Origin of the sequence: Pseudomonas sp. IT-P74, from assembly GCF_949768175.1 — a bacterium.
GTDB lineage: Bacteria > Pseudomonadota > Gammaproteobacteria > Pseudomonadales > Pseudomonadaceae > Aquipseudomonas.
The window spans coordinates 1-15,583 of the sequence record NZ_CATKQD010000088.1 but is presented as its reverse complement, the minus strand read 5'-3'; the positions used below and the strand labels follow the sequence as shown (position 1 = coordinate 15,583).

The window sequence follows — 15,583 nt, the reverse complement described above, 5'->3', positions numbered from 1 at the left end:
CCCGCTATCATTCGCGGATCTTTTGGGGGATTTGACTGATGCTCAATGGCCTGTGGCTTGGCTTCTTCATCGTGGCAGCCGTATCGGCGCTGGCCCAGTGGCTGATTGGCGGCAACGCCGGGATATTCGCGGCGATGGTGGAAAGCATTTTTGCCATGGCCAAGCTGTCGGTCGAAGTCATGGTGCTGCTGTTCGGCACCCTCACCCTCTGGCTGGGCTTTTTGCGCATCGCCGAGAAAGCCGGCATCGTCGAATGGTTGGCCAAGGCCTTGGGGCCACTGTTCTTGCGCCTGATGCCTGAAGTCCCGCCGGGCCATCCGGCCATCGGCCTGATCACCCTCAACTTCGCCGCCAATGGCCTGGGCCTGGACAACGCCGCCACACCGATCGGTCTCAAGGCCATGAAAGCGCTGCAAGAACTCAATCCCAGCGCGACCGTCGCCAGCAACGCACAGATCCTGTTCCTGGTGCTCAACGCCTCCTCGCTGACCCTGCTGCCGGTGACGATCTTCATGTATCGCGCCCAGCAAGGCGCGCCTGACCCGACGCTGGTGTTCCTGCCGATCCTGCTGGCGACCAGTTGCTCGACCATTGTCGGCTTCCTGTCGGTGGCATTCATGCAGCGATTGCGCATCTGGGACCCGGTGGTGCTGGCCTACCTGATCCCCGGCGCCCTCGCCCTCGGTGGTTTCATGGCGTTGCTGGCGACCCTTTCGGCGACTGCGCTGGCCGGCCTGTCATCGATACTCGGCAACCTGACGCTGTTTGGCCTGATCATGCTGTTTTTAATGATCGGCGCGCTGCGCAAAGTGAAGGTCTACGAGGCCTTCGTTGAAGGAGCCAAAGAGGGTTTTGACGTCGCCAGGAACCTGCTGCCCTACTTGGTGGCGATGCTCTGCGCGGTGGGCGTACTGCGCGCGTCCGGGGCACTGGACTTCGGTCTGGACGGGATCCGTCATCTGGTGGAATGGGCCGGTTGGGACACACGTTTCGTTGACGCCCTGCCGACGGCGATGGTCAAACCCTTCTCCGGTAGCGCCGCCCGGGCGATGCTGATTGAAACCATGAAGACCTCGGGCGTGGACAGCTTCCCGGCGCTGGTGGCGGCAACGGTCCAGGGCAGTACCGAAACGACGTTCTATGTCCTGGCGGTGTACTTCGGCGCCGTGGGTATCCAGCGCGCACGCCATGCCGTCGGTTGTGCATTGCTGGCCGAGCTTGCCGGGGTGCTGGGCGCGATCGGGGTTTGCTACTGGTTCTTTGGTTGATTGGCTCCGTCAGCCAAAGCCTTCAGCGTGGCCTTGCGCTCGTCCGTCGGCAAGGCGCCAAGCTTTTCCACGGCGGCGTAAAATTTAAGCCAGTCGCCATTTTCCTGATGAAACAGCGCGCCAAATGCCGGCACCCATTGGTCGTACAAGCCAAACGGCAATAGCCGGGCGTTGTTCATGGGTGCATGGATCCAGGCGTCGTAGCGTTTGTCTGCGGCCCACTGACTGTCGCGCAATTGCCGGTATTCGCTGCGCAAGCGCTCGAATTCGGCCGCCTTGCGCTGGCGCATTTGTTCGGTGGGCAGCGGCAAGGTGTAGAGCTTCTCCAGTCGGGTGCGGGTCTTGAGCACCAACTCGGTGAACTGTTCGCGCTGACGTGCCTGCGCATTGTTGTCCGGTGGCAGGTGGCGGTAGGCGCGCCATTGGCGAGTACCTTCCTGCTCGACGAAGGTGGCGAAGGATTCGTTGAACTCCGTGTCGTCCTTCACATAGACGCGTTGATGGGCCAGTTCGTGAAAGATCAGCGTGGCCAGTCGTTCATCCCCCCAGCCCATCATCGAACTGATGATCGGGTCGTTGAACCAGCCGAGTGTCGAATAGGCCTCGACGCCACCAATCGACACGTCCATGCCTTGCAAGCGTTGCAAAGCCGCTGCGCCGCGGGCTGCGCTCTGGTTGTAGTAACCGCGATAGGCCACGCAACCGGCAATGGGGAAGCAGTGGTTTATGGGCTTGAGGGAAAATTCCGGCGTAGCGAAGACATTCCAGACGACGAAGGGACGCCCAATGTCCGCGTACAAGCGGTAACTCTGGTTATCCGGCAGGTGCAATTGCTGGCTGGCGAAGGTTCGGGCCTTTTGCGATTGCTCCAGGTGTATACGCAGTTTTTGGTCGCGCGCCGGGTTGGCAATCACGCTGGAAACCGGCTCCCTGGCCCGCAGCAACTGAAGTTGGCCGCTGACCAGTTGGCTGTAATAGCTGGCGCTGGTGCAGCCGTTGAGCAACAAAAACAACAGGCTCGGAAACAAAACGCGAAAAACGCGATCAAGTAACCCAAGGCTAGGAAGCGGCCTGATCACAATAATTCTTCCTTGGAGAGTCTTTCCGCAAGACTATCCCGCCAGACTGGAGCTCCGCTATGCGCATGTTGATACTGACAGGAGGCCTGCTGATGCTGGCCGGCTGTGCTGGTTTCGGAATACCCCGCCATGATCCTGCGCAAGCCTGGATCGACCTGGACTCGAAGCAAGAGGATACGGCGCTGCAGGCGCTGGAGGTCGATAACAGGATCACCGACGATAAACGCTATTTCCAGGTTCATCCCGGTAGTCATGAGTTGACGGTCCGCTACCAATTCTCGGTCCAGCCTACCAACATTGGCCCTGACGCCGAGCCGTTGTGGCGCGATTGTCAGTTGAACGTGAAATTCAGCGATTTCAACGCGGGTGAGCGTTATCAACTACAAGCGGGGAACATCGGCTTTCGGCCTTGGGCGAAGCTCTACGATCAGCAGCGCAGGGTGATTGGCCAGGGCACGCCGGCAGGCTGTCAACACACCTGATCGGCGTTATGCTGGATGTATATCCCTTGGGACATCCATCATGCGCAAGTTGATGCTGTTACTCGCCGTCGGTGTTGTCACGGGCTGTCAAAGCCCGATGCCGACACCCAATCCAAAAATGGCCTGGGTCGAATTCTCGACGCCCTTCCCTAACGACAAGTTGTTGATGGCCGAGCGACTGGATAAACAACGTCTGCGCGACGGGCGTTTTTTCGAGGTCACGCCGGGCAGCCATGAACTGATTGTGCGTTTCGACTTTGAAGTGCCTGGTGGCGGTTTGGGCATGATGAGCGGCCCTTCGGAGCGGCTGTGCTACCTGACCATCAAATATGATCATTTCGAAGCCGGTCAGCGTTATGTGCTCGAAGGCCGTTCCATCGCCTTTACCCCCGGTGCCAGGCTGTACAACGCCAAGCGTGAAATCGTTGCTGAGGACCGGGAATCCTACTGCCTGATGTGAATGGTTCAGCGATCGTTCTTCTGGTAGATGATTTTCCTGGTGCCGTTTTCGCACGAGCCAACGACCATGTTCTGGTCGTGTACCTCGTCGTTGGTGACGATTTCAAGCGTGTAGGAAGTGACGCCGCTGGCCTGGATCTTGGCTTCGATCTCGGCCTTGAGTTCTTCGCAGGGTTTCGGTGCCGCCAGAGCCGAAGTGGCCAGTGCGCAACAGATAACCGCCAGGGTAAAACGTATCATGGTTGAAGCTCCTTTGAGGCAGCACGCACAATCGTGGTTTTCGCTGCTGTCATTTATTCGACCACAGTTTTAACGGGCAAGTCTGTCGCGACGCAAAAAAGATCGCAGCCTTGAGCACCTTTTACCGAATGATCCCGGCAGATTGCACAAAGCAGCGATCTTTTTTTCAACGAAAATCTAGCCGACCAATGTTGCCTCCAGGCTGATCTTCGCATTCAGCACTTTGGACACCGGACAGCCCTCTTTGGCCTTGTTGCTGAGCTCTTCGAACCGGGCCTGGGTCGCTCCGGGGATTTTCGCCTTCAGAATCAATTTCACTGCGGTGATCGCAAAACCGCCGTCCACTTGATCCAGAGTGACTTCTGCCTGGGTGTCGATACTATCGGCCTTCAGACCGGCATCACCGAGAATCATGGAAAACGCCATGGAGAAACAGCCGGCGTGGGCCGCGCCGATCAGCTCTTCCGGGTTGGTGCCCCGGCCGCCTTCGAATCGCGCCTTGAAGCCATAGGGTGCTTCCCGGAGCACGCCGGTTTCTGTGGAAATCGAGCCAATGCCGGTTTTCAGATCACCTTCCCAATGAGCCGAAGCTTTCTTAACGATAGCCATGCCTGCCTCCTCAAGATTGGCGCGAAACGTCGCGCCTTCGTGGTTTTCGTTTGCCAGGGTTGTGAGGATAGACGGTGGCGCAAAGTTCATCTCGTCTGATCAATCTGCTTTTTTCGTAGGATTTTTTACCAGGCTATTGAAACTCGGGTATATGCCCTCATTGCATGAACACGCTTTTGGATTCGGCAGGTTTGCGTTCGCAAGAACAAACCTGCGCCCTCAATTGGAGAAGCAGGTTTATGAAACGACTGTCCGATATCAAGTTCTCGACCCTCGATCTGGTGCCAGTGCGCGAGAACGGCAGCGCGGCCCAATCGCTGCGCAACTCGCTTGACCTGGCGCAGCATGTCGAGAAGTTCGGTTACAACCGCTTCTGGGTGGCTGAGCACCACAACATGGATGGCATCGCCAGCTCCGCCACTTCAGTGCTGCTCGGGTATCTGGCCGGTGGTACGTCGACCATTCGAGTCGGTTCGGGCGGAGTGATGTTGCCCAACCACGCACCGTTGGTGATCGCCGAACAGTTCGGCACTCTGGAAAGCCTTTATCCGGGCCGGATCGATCTGGGCCTGGGGCGTGCCCCCGGTTCCGACCAGATGACCGCACGTGCACTGCGCCGCGAACGCTCCGGCAGCGCCGACGACTTCCCGGAAGATGTGGCGGAACTGGTGCGCTACCTCGGGCCACGTACCCCGGACCAACGCATCATCGCGATGCCGGGAACCGGGACCAATGTGCCTGTCTGGTTGTTGGGGTCGAGCCTGTTCAGTGCGCAACTGGCGGGTGAGCGTGGTTTGCCCTACGCCTTCGCATCGCATTTCGCACCGCGCTACATGCATGAAGCGATTCGGGTCTACCGCAATCACTTCAAACCGTCAGCCGTTTTGGACAAACCTTATGTGATGCTCGGCGTGCCATTGGTTGCAGCCGATACCGACGAGCAGGCCGATTACCTGGCGACCTCGGTCTTCCAGCGGATTCTCGCCCTGATGCGTGGCCAAAGCCTGGTACAGCGTCCGCCGGTGAAGACCATGGACGGCCTGTGGCTGCCCCATGAGAAAGATGCCGTGCACGATTTCCTTGGCCTGGCCATGATCGGCAGCCCGCAGAAAATCCGCGCCAAACTCGAGCTCCTGATCGAGCAGACCCAGGCTGACGAGCTGATTTTCACCTGTGACCTGTACGAACATGCCGATCGCGTGCATTCCTACGAATTGCTGGCGCAGGTCATGCGGGGCTGATACTCAAACGGCAGGCATGAAAAAGCCGGCGCCACGGCGTCGGCTTTTTCATTCGGGCGAGAATCGGCCTACTTTTTATAGACGATCACTTTTGCGCCCGCTTCGCATTTGCCAACAACTTTCCCGCCGGCAGCGGCACCTTTATCGACGATCTCCAGCGAATATCCGGAAACGCCCTTGGCATCAAGTTTCGCTGCGATTTCGGCTTTCAGCTCTTCGCATGGCTTGCCGCCCGCCAATGCGCTCCCCGCAAGGCTCAACAAACCTACTGCCAACATAAACTTCTTCATCGGTTGCATTCCCTGGTCGGATCATAGGGGTAACCAGCCGTCAGCCGGACGCACTCATGTAGTGCTTTGCCATTCCCTATGGCATTCGACCGGCGTGCAAGTTCAGAAGACTAGTCCAAAGTCAGCTGCTGGCAATCCGGAACCCGACTTTCAAGGTCACTTGAAAGTGCGCAGCCTTGCCGTCCCTGATGTGCCCACGGGTCTCGGTCACTTCAAACCATTCCATGTACTTGATGCTTTTGCTGGCTTCGGTCAGCGCGTTATTGATCGCATCTTCGATACTGCTGGTGGACGAGCCGATCAGCTCGACTTTCTTGTAGGTGTGATGGTCAGACATGGCGTTCTCCTCGGCGTGTGAATTACAGATTAGCAGTGATTTTTTCTATTTCTTCCGTCGGCCGTTCTGAGGGTGAAGTTCAGATTTTCTGCACTTTCTCGAACCCATGAAGTCCCAACCAACACACGCCACTCATCACCAATGCAGGAGAGCCACCATGGCCAACACCTCGTTACGCAAAGCCTCATTGCAAAGCATGGAAGCCGAGATCGAGAGTCTGCTCAAGTCATTGGAAAGCTTGAAGGACGACGCCTCGGACGAGTCGCGTAAAACCCTCAAGACCCTGAAAAGCAACGCCGAGAATGCCTTGAAGCATTCGCGCCATCTGCTTGCCGATGCCTATGAAGAGGTCAAGGTCAAAACCCGTGAAACCGGGATTGCCACTCGGGACTACGCCCAGGAACACCCTTGGACAGCAGCGGGTGTCGCAGTGGGTGCATTGGGCCTGTTGGCTGCTTATCTGTTGTGCAAGCGTGATTAATCCGCTCGACGCAGCTCGTTCTTGAGCCACTGCGCCAGTTGCCGGGCGCGCCCGTCCGCGGCGCGCTTGGGTAGCCACAACGCCAGTTGCGCCGGGGTTTCACTGAAGCCCCAAGGCGCAACCAGGCGGCCGGCCTTCAAGTCCTCCGTCACCAAGGGTTCGGGGGCAATCGCCACGCCAAGACCTGCGACGGCGGCTTCCAGCAAGTAATACAAATGTTCAAATCCCTGACCGTACTTCAACGCCCTGGCGTCGAGCCCGCGTGGTTGCGCCCAGTTCGGCCAGGCTTGCGGGCGTGAGGTGGTATGCAGCAAGGGTTCGCTCAGCAGTGCGGTTTCCGGCGCCTGCTTGAGTCGTGCATAGCCGGCGAACCGCGGACTCATGACCGGGCCGATACGTTCACTGGTCAGCTCAAAAACCTGCATGTCCGCAGGCCAGGGTGGCTCGGCAAATACCAGCAAGGCATCCAGCCCGGGTCTTCGCGGATCCAGATCGCCTTCTCCGGCCGACAGGTGCAGGCGCAAGTCCGGCAGGTCGGCGTTGAGTCGGCCCAGTCGCGGGATAAACCAGCGCGCCAGCAGACTTCCCGAGCAACCGAGCACGAATGGCGCATCGGCTGTGCTTTGTGTGAGTTCGGTGCAGACGCTACGCAGGCGCTCGAAGGCTTCGCTGCTGGCGTCACGCAGTCGCAACCCGGCATCTGTGAGTTTCAGGCCGCGACCGTCCTTGATGAACAGGCTTAAGCCGAGGTGTTCTTCAAGCACCTTGAGTTGCCGGCTGACCGCACCGTGGGTGACGTGCAACTGTTCGGCGGCTTGACTGACGCTGTTCAGGCGGGCAGTGGCTTCGAAGGCTCGAAGCGCGTTCAGCGGAGGAAGGTCATGGCTCATTTGATCTGTGAGTTTTCCTGACAGGTTGTGGCGATCTTATCGGTTTTCAGGTCGGGGCGTCAGGGGTAGAGTGAAGCCCACTATCTCTTTATGCATCACTTCACGCATTCAACTGGAGCGCCCCATGACCCAGACTAATCTGCGCAACGGCCCTGATGCCAACGGCCTGTTTGGCGCGTTCGGCGGCCGCTACGTTGCCGAAACCCTGATGCCGTTGATCCTCGACCTGGCCCGCGAATACGAGCTGGCCAAGGAAGATCCTGCATTCAAGGAAGAACTGGCTTACTTCCAGCGCGACTACGTCGGACGTCCAAGCCCACTGTACTTCGCCGAGCGTCTGACCGAATTCTGCGGCGGTGCGAAGATCTACCTCAAGCGTGAAGAGCTGAACCACACCGGCGCGCACAAGATCAACAACTGCATCGGCCAGATCCTGCTGGCGCGGCGCATGGGCAAGAAGCGCATCATCGCCGAGACCGGCGCCGGCATGCACGGTGTGGCCACTGCCACCGTCGCTGCGCGTTTCGGTCTGGATTGCGTAATCTACATGGGCACCACTGACATCGAACGTCAGCAGGCCAACGTGTTTCGCATGAAGCTGCTGGGCGCCGAAGTGATCCCGGTAGTGGCCGGCACCGGCACGCTGAAAGACGCGATGAACGAAGCCCTGCGTGACTGGGTGACCAACGTCGACAGCACCTTCTACCTGATCGGCACCGTGGCTGGTCCACACCCTTACCCGGCAATGGTTCGCGACTTCCAGGCCGTAATCGGCAAGGAAACCCGCGAGCAGTTGCAAGCCCAGGAAGGCCGGCTGCCGGACAGCCTGGTGGCGTGCATCGGTGGTGGTTCCAACGCCATGGGCCTGTTCCACCCGTTCCTCGACGACAAGAGTGTCGAGATCATCGGCGTTGAAGCCGCCGGTTACGGCATCGAGACCGGCAAGCATGCGGCCAGTCTGAACGGCGGCGTACCTGGTGTGTTGCACGGCAACCGCACCTTCCTGCTGCAGGACGACGATGGCCAGATCATCGATGCCCATTCGATCTCCGCTGGCCTGGACTATCCGGGCATCGGCCCGGAACACGCCTGGTTGCATGACATCGGCCGCGTTCAGTACACCTCGGTGACCGACGACGAAGCCCTCGCTGCATTCCACCAGTGCTGCCGCCTGGAAGGGATCATCCCTGCCCTGGAAAGCGCCCATGCCTTGGCTGAAGTATTCAAGCGCGCACCGACCTTGCCTAAAGATCACCTGATGGTGGTCAACCTGTCCGGCCGTGGCGACAAAGACATGCAGACCGTGATGCACCACATGGAACAATCCAAGCAGGAGAAACACTGATGAGCCGCCTGCAAACGCGTTTTGCCGAACTCAAGGAACAGAACCGCGCCGCCCTGGTGACCTTCGTCACTGCTGGCGACCCGAGCTACGACACGTCCCTGGCCATCCTCAAAGGCTTGCCGGCGGCTGGCGCCGATGTGATCGAGCTGGGCATGCCCTTCACCGACCCGATGGCTGACGGCCCGGCCATCCAGCTCGCCAACATCCGTGCGTTGGGTGCCAAACAGAATCTGGCGAAAACCCTGCAAATGGTTCGCGAGTTCCGCCAGGACAACAACGATACGCCACTGGTGCTGATGGGTTACTTCAACCCGATCCACATGTACGGCGTACCGCGCTTCATTGCCGAAGCCAAGGAGGCTGGCGTTGATGGTCTGATCGTGGTCGATCTGCCGCCCGAACATAACGGCGAGCTGTGCGATCCGGCGCAGGCCGCGGGCCTGGACTTCATTCGCCTGACCACGCCAACCACCGACGATGTGCGCCTGCCGACCGTTCTCAACGGCAGCTCCGGCTTCGTCTACTACGTCTCGGTGGCCGGTGTGACCGGCGCCGGTGCCGCCACGCTGGAACACGTCGAGGAAGCGGTCGCCCGTCTGCGTCGCCATACCGACCTGCCGATCAGCATCGGTTTCGGTATCCGGACTCCGGAACAGGCAGCGTCCATCGCGCGTCTGGCGGACGGTGTTGTGGTGGGCTCGGCGTTGATCGATCACATCGCCAATGCCACCTCCCCGGAACAAGCCGTGGATGGCGTGCTGAGCCTCTGCTCGGCGTTGGCCGAAGGCGTGCGTAAAGCCCGCGTCAGCTGAAGGTAAAGTTCCTGAACGCTGTAAACCTTGTGGGAGCGAGCTCGCTCCCACAAGGTTGCGGTATCAAGGCAACTCTATCCCGCCTGATGCCTTGTGCAGTTTGCGCAGGTGCTCACCAATCTGCTTCACGTTGGCCTCGTTGGCGGCCATTTCGGCGGCACGGCCCGGTTCAAGCAAGGCTCTCACTTCCTTGTCCAGATCCCCGGACAGCGCCAGGAGCTGCTTCTGGCGTTGGCTGCTTTCCGATTCCAGATGCTTCCACTCGCTTGGTTGCGGCAACCCGTAACCTGCGGTCCCCAGCAATTCTGCCGGGCGGCTGAGGAAGCCGCTGTTGGCGAGAATCTGCTTCAGCGTCTCGTTGGCCTTGTCCATGCCGCCGTTTTTCAGCTCCCGAGCGCCCAGATAGCGTTGCTTCACCTCGTCCTGGGCCAGCAGCATCTGTCGACGGAAACTCGCCTGTTCCAGCAGCAGCAATGCCGCGCTAGTACGCAAATCAGCCTGTTCGAACCATTGCCGCCGCTCTGCGGCTTTCAAATCCAGCCACTCTTCGACAGTTTCCTGTTTGATCGGCATCTGCTTTTTCAACACATCGAACATCGCCTGGTAGCGATCACGGAAGGAGTCGAAGCGATAACCCAGGCGCAGTGCTTCGCGAGGATCATCCAGCACGCTGGTATCGGCCAGACCACGCCCCTTGAGCACTTCGAGCATGCCGTTGGGCATGATGTTGTCCAGACCCACCAGTTGCGGGTTGTTAGTGCTGCTACGCAGCAGTTTCAGTCCTTCTACTGCACAGTTGTTGGACAGGAAGAAGTAGTTGCCGTCGTAGCTCCAGTGCATTTCGGCGGCGTGCTCCACCACATCATCGATCTCGCGGCGCGACAGGTTCAGCGGTACTGAGGCCAGACTGCGTAACTCGGTCTTGGTGTATTCATCGATGACCTGGGAAAGCGGCAGGACAAACAGGCGCGATGGGTACTTGCCGACCAGCCCGTTCCAGCTCGACATCTGCACATCACCGACAAAAGCACGGTACGACAGCACCAGATGCTGGTCCAGGTCCAGTCGGCAATCCGGTCCGCGTGGCCGGCCCGGTGCGCAAATGACCAGGCGCAACATGCTGTGACCCCAGTAGCTGAACAAGTTCTGGTTAGCTTCGGCCAGCAGGTAGTCGATGGCGTAAACCCGTTCAGGATCGACCTGGCCCAGTGGTGTTTTGGCGAAATCACTGCCGGCATTGAGGAAGGCGACGGTTTTGCCGCAAGCGTCTTTGGCCGTGGGTGCCCAGCCGAAGTGTTCTTTGTAGTAGCGGTACAACGCGGGACGACGGCAGGCGTAGCTCGGATCGAGCAGGAAGTACTCCATATTGACCGCGACGAACTCCTTGGGGCTGCTCGTCTCGTAGATGTCCGGGCTGCGCGCGATCTGCCGGTTGTACTGTTCGCGCTCGCCACGACGGCCGACGTATTGCGGCCAGCCGGCGAGGTCGAGCAGGCGTGGATCATCGCTAAGGGTATAGCGGCGGCCGGTCTGGCCGCGGCATTGGTCGGGGATGCCGACCAGCCCTGAGCTGCTGTCTTGTCGGGTACAGCGTTGAATCAGTGTGCGCTCTGCCTTTGGCCACAGGCGTGAGCGATCGTAGATGTGAGTCAGCTCGTGCAACACCGTGGCCAGCATTTCCCGGCGCACGGTGCCATGGGGGCGATGGGTCTTCTTGGTCGCGGCGCTGCCATCGGTGAGGCCGGCCAGCAGGTTGCGGTTCAGATCGAGTTCGGACACCAGTGTCGCCTGACCGTAGGCATTTCTCGGCATGTCATCGGTCCAGCCGACATCGATGCGCCGGTCCAATTGTTCGACAAAGCGTGGCGGCAGTGCCTGCATGGCTTCATCGAGCAACGCCTGGCTGGCTTGCTGTTGCGCGGGCGTCAGACCTTCGGTCTTGAGCTGTAATTGAAGGCCAGCGTGGGCCGTGTTGCCGAGCAGCAACAGGGCTCCGGCCAGCAGCCAGGCGCCTGGACGCTTCACAGTGCGAGGATGGCTTCGGCGAGATCCTGGTCACTGGCGTCACGAGCTTCCGGCACACGGGTGCGCAGCAAATCGAAGGCGGATTCCAGGTGAGCGCCACGAATGTCGCCATTGCTGGCAACGAAACTGGCGGCGTCGTCCTGGGCTTCGCGCACGATTTTCGAATCGCGAATGGACGTGGTGGTGTCGGAGGTGAAATCGAGGGTGCGCTGGGTAGCACGGATCAGAATATTACTGGTGGCAACCAGAGTATGTGCCTGGGCCACATCGGCCAACAGCAGCAGGCCTAAGGTGGCAGCAATCAGCGGGTTACGCATGGAATGACTCCAGAAAAAACAGGGATAACCATTGGACGAGAATTGCTTGTGCCAGTTCAAGGTCGCTGGCATGAAGTTTTGCCTGGGTTCGGCGCAGATACCGCAGGGCCGACTCCAGTCGTGCGCCTCTTAGTTGGCCGTCACTGGCAATGAATGCCGCGGCGTCATCCTGGGCTGCGAGCAGCAGTTTATGGTCGAAGGGGGCGGAGGTCACCATGCTTGTGGCATATCCACTGGCCACGACCCCTTGGGTTGACAGGTTAAAGGCGTCGTAGGCGTGGGCTGAGCCTGAACAGGCGGCAGTAACCATGACTGGAGTGATCAACAGATTTGCAAGAAAGCGCATGAGACTCGACAGTTAAAAGTGAGTCCCAAGGCTAGCGCAAGGCCCATTCCAGAGCCAGCACGGAAATATTGGGACACGTCGAGCGTGTCCCCGGCCAGAAGTCGATCAGATCGTCAGGATCGCCTGCGCCAGTTGTGCATCGGTTGCGTTCAACTGGGGGGCCTGATGACGAATATGGTCGAGCGCGCTTTCCAGTTTCACCCCGCGGATGGAACCTTCGCTGGCAACGAAGCTGGCGGCGTCGTCACGTGCTGCGAGCACGATCTTGTCATCTTTGAACGAAGACGTGATGTCGGACGTCGCATCGGAACTGGATTTGAGTGCCCCAACGACTGCGTCGGTGGTCACGATAAAGCTGGTGGCGTGGGAATTGGCTGCTACGGCAAGCAGGGCTGCAGCGCTGAGCAAGCGAAGTCGGGACATGGTGTAACTCCTAGGGTAAGCCGATTGGAAGATGGCGCAGTGTCTGCAAAGTCAGACGCCAGGCGCTTGGCGCTCGCCACGTTCTGACCTGATATTAGGCCTGAGTGTGTCAATTCGAACAGCCCGACATGCAAGCAGGCAGTCAGCGCCAGAACGGTTTATCCAATTCATTGATGCGCTCAGCATGGCTGATGCAAAGATCCGATAGCTGACGATCATCGAGTTGAGCCAGTAAACGCCGTGTTCTCGCCCTTTCCAGACTAGCGAAGAGTCTTGTTAACAGGTATCTGACCCAGCGCAAGCAAGGTCTCGATTGAACCTGTGGTGTGGAAACATCCTGTAAAGAACTCATGGCGCGGTCCCTGTCTTGATAAGTAGAGAGCTCCATGCTGACACCGGTCGAATATCCGCTACAGACACACCGCGATGATATTGTACTCATTCAGTTTGTTGTTTTTACAAACTGTACTGGTGTCTTGGTTTTCTACTGTTCGAGCGGATTTGACAGGCCAAAACGACAAAACCCGTCGTGGTTCCCCACGACGGGTTTTGTTTTTTCAATTCGGGTTGCTGGCGATGGACCTTCAGGTCAGGGCCAGCGACGCTAACTTAGCGCCAGAACGGCTTGCTCAGCTCTTCGTAGCGTTGTGCTTCGCTAATACCGGCGTCAGCCAGCAGACGCGAATCCAGACGAGCCAGTTGATGGCGGCTGGTGATGCGGCGCTGCCACAGCATCAGGTTGGCGATAACGCGCAGAGGCAGGGAAGCCTGGGTTTTTGCAGCGGTGTCTTCGAAGAACAGTTCGGAACTGAGTGTACGTTCCATGGTTTTCATCCTTCCGCTTATGGCGGGATTAGGTAGTGGCTTAACTGGTGCCCATGATCCTCTCGTTTGCCTAGTCTCTGTAGATACAGTTCATCTGTATTGTAAGAGCTCAGTTAACTGTTTAAAGGGGGTGTACTGGTCTAAATTGAGGCAACTGTACCTGTCTGCACTATTAAGGTGCAAAACTGTTGTTTTGGCTTGGTGGTGTAGGAGTTTTCCTAAAGAAACGACCAGTACAGCAGTACAGTTTTTTTAATATTCCGAAGGGGCAAGGGCAAGCTGACGAAACTGTGTTTGCGCCAGCTGCTATCTGTACCAATTACTTCTTCAGCATTTGCCCGGTTTCTTCCAGGTTGATGTGCCAGCTCAGGGCGTCACGCAGGATGTGGGGGGTGTGCCCGCCGATGGCGCACGCGGCGGTGAAGTAATCATTCAGCGCCTGGCGGTAATCCGGGTGCACGCATTTGTCGATGATGACCCGGGCGCGTTCCCGAGGCGCCAGGCCACGCAAGTCTGCCAGGCCCACTTCGGTCACGAGAATGTCGACGTCATGTTCGGTGTGGTCGACATGGCTGACCATCGGCACCACGCTGGAGATCGCACCGCCCTTGGCGATCGACTTGGTCACGAACACGGACAGGTGTGCGTTGCGCGCGAAATCGCCCGAGCCGCCGATGCCGTTCATCATCCGCGTGCCGCAGACGTGAGTGGAGTTGACGTTGCCGTAGATATCGAACTCCAGTGCCGTGTTGATGCCGATGATGCCAAGGCGGCGCACGACTTCAGGGTGGTTGGAGATCTCCTGCGGGCGCAGAACCAGCTTGTCCTTGTAGCGCTCCAGATTGCCGAACACGTCGGCATTGCGTCGGCTCGACAGGGTGATCGAACTGCCCGAAGCAAAACTCAGCTTGCCGGCGTCGATCAGGTCGAAGGTCGAGTCCTGCAGCACTTCGGAGTACATCGTCAGGTCTTCGAACGGCGAGTCGATCAAGCCGCACATCACCGAGTTGGCGATGGTGCCGATACCGGCTTGTAGCGGGCCGAGTTTGTTGGTCATGCGCCCTGCTGCCACTTCCTGTTTGAAGAAGTCGATCAGATGATCGGCAATGGCTTGGGTCTCGGCGTCCGGCGCCAGCACCGTGGAGGGCGAGTCAGCCTGGTGGGTGACTACGATGGCGACGATTTTTTCCGGTGGAATCGGGATGGCGGTGCTGCCAATGCGATCGTCGACCTTGACCAGCGGAATCGGCGTACGGGTCGGACGGTAGGTCGGAATATAGATGTCGTGCAGACCTTCGAGATTCGGGTTGTGCGCCATGTTGATCTCGACGATCACGTGCTTGGCGAAAATCGCGAAGCTGGCCGAGTTGCCGACCGAAGTGGTTGGCACGATATGTCCTTGCTCGGTTATCGCTACGGCTTCAATCACGGCAATGTCCGGCAGCTTCAATTGCTGGTTGCGCAATTGCTCCACGGTTTCCGACAAGTGCTGGTCGATGAACATGACCTCACCGGCATTGATCGCCTTGCGCAGGGTACTGTCGACCTGAAACGGCATGCGTCGCGACAGCACACCGGCTTCGGTCAACTGTTTGTCGAGGTCGTTGCCCAGGCTTGCGCCGGTCATCAGGCTGATCTTCAGCGGCGTGACCTTGGCACGCTCGGCCAGCGCCTGAGGGACGGCCTTGGCTTCGCCGGCGCGAGTAAAGCCACTCATGCCGACGGTCATGCCGTCCTCAATCAGGGCGGCAGCGTCGGCGGCGCTCATCACTTTGTCCAACAACGAAGGCAGGCGAATACGGTCACGGTACATGGATTGTTATCTCGGGCAACAGGTAGCAGGACGTGCAGTCTAGTGAATTGCGCCAGCTTCTGTCCCGCTACCAAGGTCGCAATCGAGGCGTCTATTCAGGGCCTTTCAAGCAAAACACCGTTACCGGATCGGTAACAAAAGGACAGTTTGTCCGACGATTTGCGCAAACAAAAACGCCCCGACGAGTCGGGGCGTTCCGTGTGCCGCAGAGGGTTAGTCGACAGCTTTTACCATGTCCTCGATGACCTTTTTAGCGTCGCCGAACACCATCATGGTCTTGTCCAGGTAGAACAGCTCGTTA

At 58.7% G+C, this 15,583-nt stretch carries 21 protein-coding genes; 7 read left to right on the top strand and 14 right to left on the bottom strand.

The window, feature by feature from the left end; translation table 11 throughout:
- Positions 1–38 precede the first annotated feature (38 nt).
- Entirely contained in the window at positions 39–1,268 is a 1,230-nt protein-coding gene (locus tag ACM6J5_RS26075; protein ID WP_095942962.1) for a nucleoside recognition domain-containing protein, read from the top strand.
- Here ACM6J5_RS26075 and ACM6J5_RS26070 read toward each other — a convergent pair.
- Positions 1,250–2,347, bottom strand: coding sequence for an aminopeptidase (locus ACM6J5_RS26070; RefSeq protein WP_414929609.1), 1,098 nt, complete (start codon positions 2,345–2,347; stop codon positions 1,250–1,252). The two genes, ACM6J5_RS26075 and ACM6J5_RS26070, sit on opposite strands and share 19 nt — an antisense overlap.
- Before the next feature lie 59 nt (positions 2,348–2,406).
- Here ACM6J5_RS26070 and ACM6J5_RS26065 point away from each other — a divergent pair, with 59 nt between their 5' ends.
- Both ACM6J5_RS26065 and ACM6J5_RS26060 read left to right on the top strand, forming a co-directional pair.
- On the top strand, positions 2,407–2,829 hold the full coding sequence (locus tag ACM6J5_RS26065) for a hypothetical protein (protein ID WP_095942960.1): 423 nt from the start codon (positions 2,407–2,409) through the stop codon (positions 2,827–2,829).
- Positions 2,830–2,869: 40 nt separating this feature from the next.
- A complete protein-coding gene (locus ACM6J5_RS26060; RefSeq protein ID WP_095942959.1) occupies positions 2,870–3,289 on the top strand; it encodes a hypothetical protein in 420 nt (139 codons plus the stop codon).
- 5 nt (positions 3,290–3,294) lie between these two features.
- Here ACM6J5_RS26060 and ACM6J5_RS26055 read toward each other — a convergent pair whose 3' ends face one another.
- Together ACM6J5_RS26055 and ACM6J5_RS26050 are read right to left on the bottom strand one after the other, a co-directional pair.
- Entirely contained in the window at positions 3,295–3,528 is a 234-nt protein-coding gene (locus tag ACM6J5_RS26055; RefSeq protein ID WP_095942958.1) for a DUF1161 domain-containing protein, read from the bottom strand.
- A gap of 177 nt (positions 3,529–3,705) precedes the next feature.
- Positions 3,706–4,137, bottom strand: coding sequence for an OsmC family protein (locus ACM6J5_RS26050; RefSeq protein WP_056726695.1), 432 nt, complete (start codon positions 4,135–4,137; stop codon positions 3,706–3,708).
- A gap of 239 nt (positions 4,138–4,376) precedes the next feature.
- On the opposite strand from ACM6J5_RS26050, the gene ACM6J5_RS26045 reads away from it, so the two are divergent.
- The gene (locus ACM6J5_RS26045) at positions 4,377–5,378 is read left to right on the top strand and encodes an LLM class flavin-dependent oxidoreductase (protein ID WP_414929608.1); all 1,002 of its coding nucleotides are present in this window, start codon (positions 4,377–4,379) and stop codon (positions 5,376–5,378) included.
- Positions 5,379–5,446: 68 nt separating this feature from the next.
- Here ACM6J5_RS26045 and ACM6J5_RS26040 read toward each other — a convergent pair whose 3' ends face one another.
- Both ACM6J5_RS26040 and ACM6J5_RS26035 read right to left on the bottom strand, forming a co-directional pair.
- Positions 5,447–5,668, bottom strand: coding sequence for a DUF1161 domain-containing protein (locus ACM6J5_RS26040; RefSeq protein ID WP_008045869.1), 222 nt, complete (start codon positions 5,666–5,668; stop codon positions 5,447–5,449).
- Between the two features lie 121 nt (positions 5,669–5,789).
- A complete protein-coding gene (locus ACM6J5_RS26035) occupies positions 5,790–6,005 on the bottom strand; it encodes a dodecin (protein WP_095942957.1) in 216 nt (71 codons plus the stop codon).
- 157 nt (positions 6,006–6,162) lie between these two features.
- Here ACM6J5_RS26035 and ACM6J5_RS26030 point away from each other — a divergent pair, with 157 nt between their 5' ends.
- On the top strand, positions 6,163–6,486 hold the full coding sequence (locus ACM6J5_RS26030; RefSeq protein ID WP_095942956.1) for a DUF883 family protein: 324 nt from the start codon (positions 6,163–6,165) through the stop codon (positions 6,484–6,486).
- On the opposite strand, the gene ACM6J5_RS26025 is transcribed toward ACM6J5_RS26030, so the two are convergent.
- Positions 6,483–7,376: a LysR family transcriptional regulator gene (locus ACM6J5_RS26025; protein ID WP_095942955.1), complete on the bottom strand. Its 894-nt coding sequence runs from the start codon at positions 7,374–7,376 to the stop codon at positions 6,483–6,485. The two genes, ACM6J5_RS26030 and ACM6J5_RS26025, sit on opposite strands and share 4 nt — an antisense overlap.
- A 124-nt stretch (positions 7,377–7,500) precedes the next feature.
- On the opposite strand from ACM6J5_RS26025, the gene trpB reads away from it, so the two are divergent.
- Together trpB and trpA are read left to right on the top strand one after the other, a co-directional pair.
- Positions 7,501–8,721, top strand: a complete 1,221-nt coding sequence (trpB, locus tag ACM6J5_RS26020) for a tryptophan synthase subunit beta (protein WP_008002146.1) — start codon at positions 7,501–7,503, stop codon at positions 8,719–8,721.
- Positions 8,721–9,533, top strand: a complete 813-nt coding sequence (trpA, locus tag ACM6J5_RS26015; RefSeq protein WP_095942954.1) for a tryptophan synthase subunit alpha — start codon at positions 8,721–8,723, stop codon at positions 9,531–9,533. The genes trpB and trpA overlap by 1 nt, the downstream gene beginning before the upstream one ends.
- 63 nt (positions 9,534–9,596) lie before the next feature.
- On the opposite strand, the gene ACM6J5_RS26010 is transcribed toward trpA, so the two are convergent.
- From ACM6J5_RS26010 to ACM6J5_RS25975, 8 genes are all read right to left on the bottom strand, one after another.
- Positions 9,597–11,558 (bottom strand): DUF4105 domain-containing protein, encoded by a 1,962-nt coding sequence (locus ACM6J5_RS26010; protein ID WP_095942953.1) that lies wholly within the window; start codon positions 11,556–11,558, stop codon positions 9,597–9,599.
- Positions 11,555–11,875 (bottom strand): DUF2388 domain-containing protein, encoded by a 321-nt coding sequence (locus ACM6J5_RS26005; RefSeq protein ID WP_057712574.1) that lies wholly within the window; start codon positions 11,873–11,875, stop codon positions 11,555–11,557. Before ACM6J5_RS26005 ends, ACM6J5_RS26010 begins: the two co-directional genes overlap by 4 nt.
- The gene (locus tag ACM6J5_RS26000; RefSeq protein WP_414929607.1) at positions 11,868–12,221 is read right to left on the bottom strand and encodes a DUF2388 domain-containing protein; all 354 of its coding nucleotides are present in this window, start codon (positions 12,219–12,221) and stop codon (positions 11,868–11,870) included. Before ACM6J5_RS26000 ends, ACM6J5_RS26005 begins: the two co-directional genes overlap by 8 nt.
- 105 nt (positions 12,222–12,326) lie before the next feature.
- Entirely contained in the window at positions 12,327–12,644 is a 318-nt protein-coding gene (locus tag ACM6J5_RS25995) for a DUF2388 domain-containing protein (RefSeq protein WP_095942951.1), read from the bottom strand.
- A gap of 142 nt (positions 12,645–12,786) precedes the next feature.
- Positions 12,787–12,996: a DUF1127 domain-containing protein gene (locus tag ACM6J5_RS25990; protein WP_095943055.1), complete on the bottom strand. Its 210-nt coding sequence runs from the start codon at positions 12,994–12,996 to the stop codon at positions 12,787–12,789.
- Between the two features lie 257 nt (positions 12,997–13,253).
- Positions 13,254–13,469 (bottom strand): DUF1127 domain-containing protein, encoded by a 216-nt coding sequence (locus tag ACM6J5_RS25985; RefSeq protein WP_008018491.1) that lies wholly within the window; start codon positions 13,467–13,469, stop codon positions 13,254–13,256.
- A 319-nt stretch (positions 13,470–13,788) separates the two neighbouring features.
- Positions 13,789–15,282, bottom strand: a complete 1,494-nt coding sequence (locus tag ACM6J5_RS25980) for an acetyl-CoA hydrolase/transferase family protein (RefSeq protein WP_150671858.1) — start codon at positions 15,280–15,282, stop codon at positions 13,789–13,791.
- A gap of 213 nt (positions 15,283–15,495) precedes the next feature.
- On the bottom strand, positions 15,496–15,583 hold an 88-nt coding region (locus ACM6J5_RS25975; protein WP_414929706.1), incomplete at its 5' end, for a hypothetical protein.

Bases quoted from the DNA above. Each gene is read 5' to 3' on its own strand.
- ACM6J5_RS25985 (WP_008018491.1), bottom strand. From the start codon at position 13,469: ATGGAACGTACACTCAGTTCCGAACTGTTCTTCGAAGACACCGCTGCA.
- ACM6J5_RS26050 (WP_056726695.1), bottom strand. From the start codon at position 4,137: ATGGCTATCGTTAAGAAAGCTTCGGCTCATTGGGAAGGTGATCTGAAA.
- ACM6J5_RS26075 (WP_095942962.1), top strand. From the start codon at position 39: ATGCTCAATGGCCTGTGGCTTGGCTTCTTCATCGTGGCAGCCGTATCG.
- trpB (WP_008002146.1), top strand. From the start codon at position 7,501: ATGACCCAGACTAATCTGCGCAACGGCCCTGATGCCAACGGCCTGTTT.
- ACM6J5_RS26030 (WP_095942956.1), top strand. From the start codon at position 6,163: ATGGCCAACACCTCGTTACGCAAAGCCTCATTGCAAAGCATGGAAGCC.
- ACM6J5_RS26045 (WP_414929608.1), top strand. From the start codon at position 4,377: ATGAAACGACTGTCCGATATCAAGTTCTCGACCCTCGATCTGGTGCCA.
- ACM6J5_RS25990 (WP_095943055.1), bottom strand. From the start codon at position 12,996: ATGAGTTCTTTACAGGATGTTTCCACACCACAGGTTCAATCGAGACCT.
- ACM6J5_RS26055 (WP_095942958.1), bottom strand. From the start codon at position 3,528: ATGATACGTTTTACCCTGGCGGTTATCTGTTGCGCACTGGCCACTTCG.
- ACM6J5_RS25980 (WP_150671858.1), bottom strand. From the start codon at position 15,282: ATGTACCGTGACCGTATTCGCCTGCCTTCGTTGTTGGACAAAGTGATG.
- ACM6J5_RS26025 (WP_095942955.1), bottom strand. From the start codon at position 7,376: ATGAGCCATGACCTTCCTCCGCTGAACGCGCTTCGAGCCTTCGAAGCC.
- ACM6J5_RS26000 (WP_414929607.1), bottom strand. From the start codon at position 12,221: ATGCGCTTTCTTGCAAATCTGTTGATCACTCCAGTCATGGTTACTGCC.
- ACM6J5_RS25995 (WP_095942951.1), bottom strand. From the start codon at position 12,644: ATGTCCCGACTTCGCTTGCTCAGCGCTGCAGCCCTGCTTGCCGTAGCA.
- ACM6J5_RS26005 (WP_057712574.1), bottom strand. From the start codon at position 11,875: ATGCGTAACCCGCTGATTGCTGCCACCTTAGGCCTGCTGCTGTTGGCC.
- ACM6J5_RS26060 (WP_095942959.1), top strand. From the start codon at position 2,870: ATGCGCAAGTTGATGCTGTTACTCGCCGTCGGTGTTGTCACGGGCTGT.
- ACM6J5_RS26040 (WP_008045869.1), bottom strand. From the start codon at position 5,668: ATGAAGAAGTTTATGTTGGCAGTAGGTTTGTTGAGCCTTGCGGGGAGC.
- ACM6J5_RS26035 (WP_095942957.1), bottom strand. From the start codon at position 6,005: ATGTCTGACCATCACACCTACAAGAAAGTCGAGCTGATCGGCTCGTCC.
- ACM6J5_RS26065 (WP_095942960.1), top strand. From the start codon at position 2,407: ATGCGCATGTTGATACTGACAGGAGGCCTGCTGATGCTGGCCGGCTGT.
- trpA (WP_095942954.1), top strand. From the start codon at position 8,721: ATGAGCCGCCTGCAAACGCGTTTTGCCGAACTCAAGGAACAGAACCGC.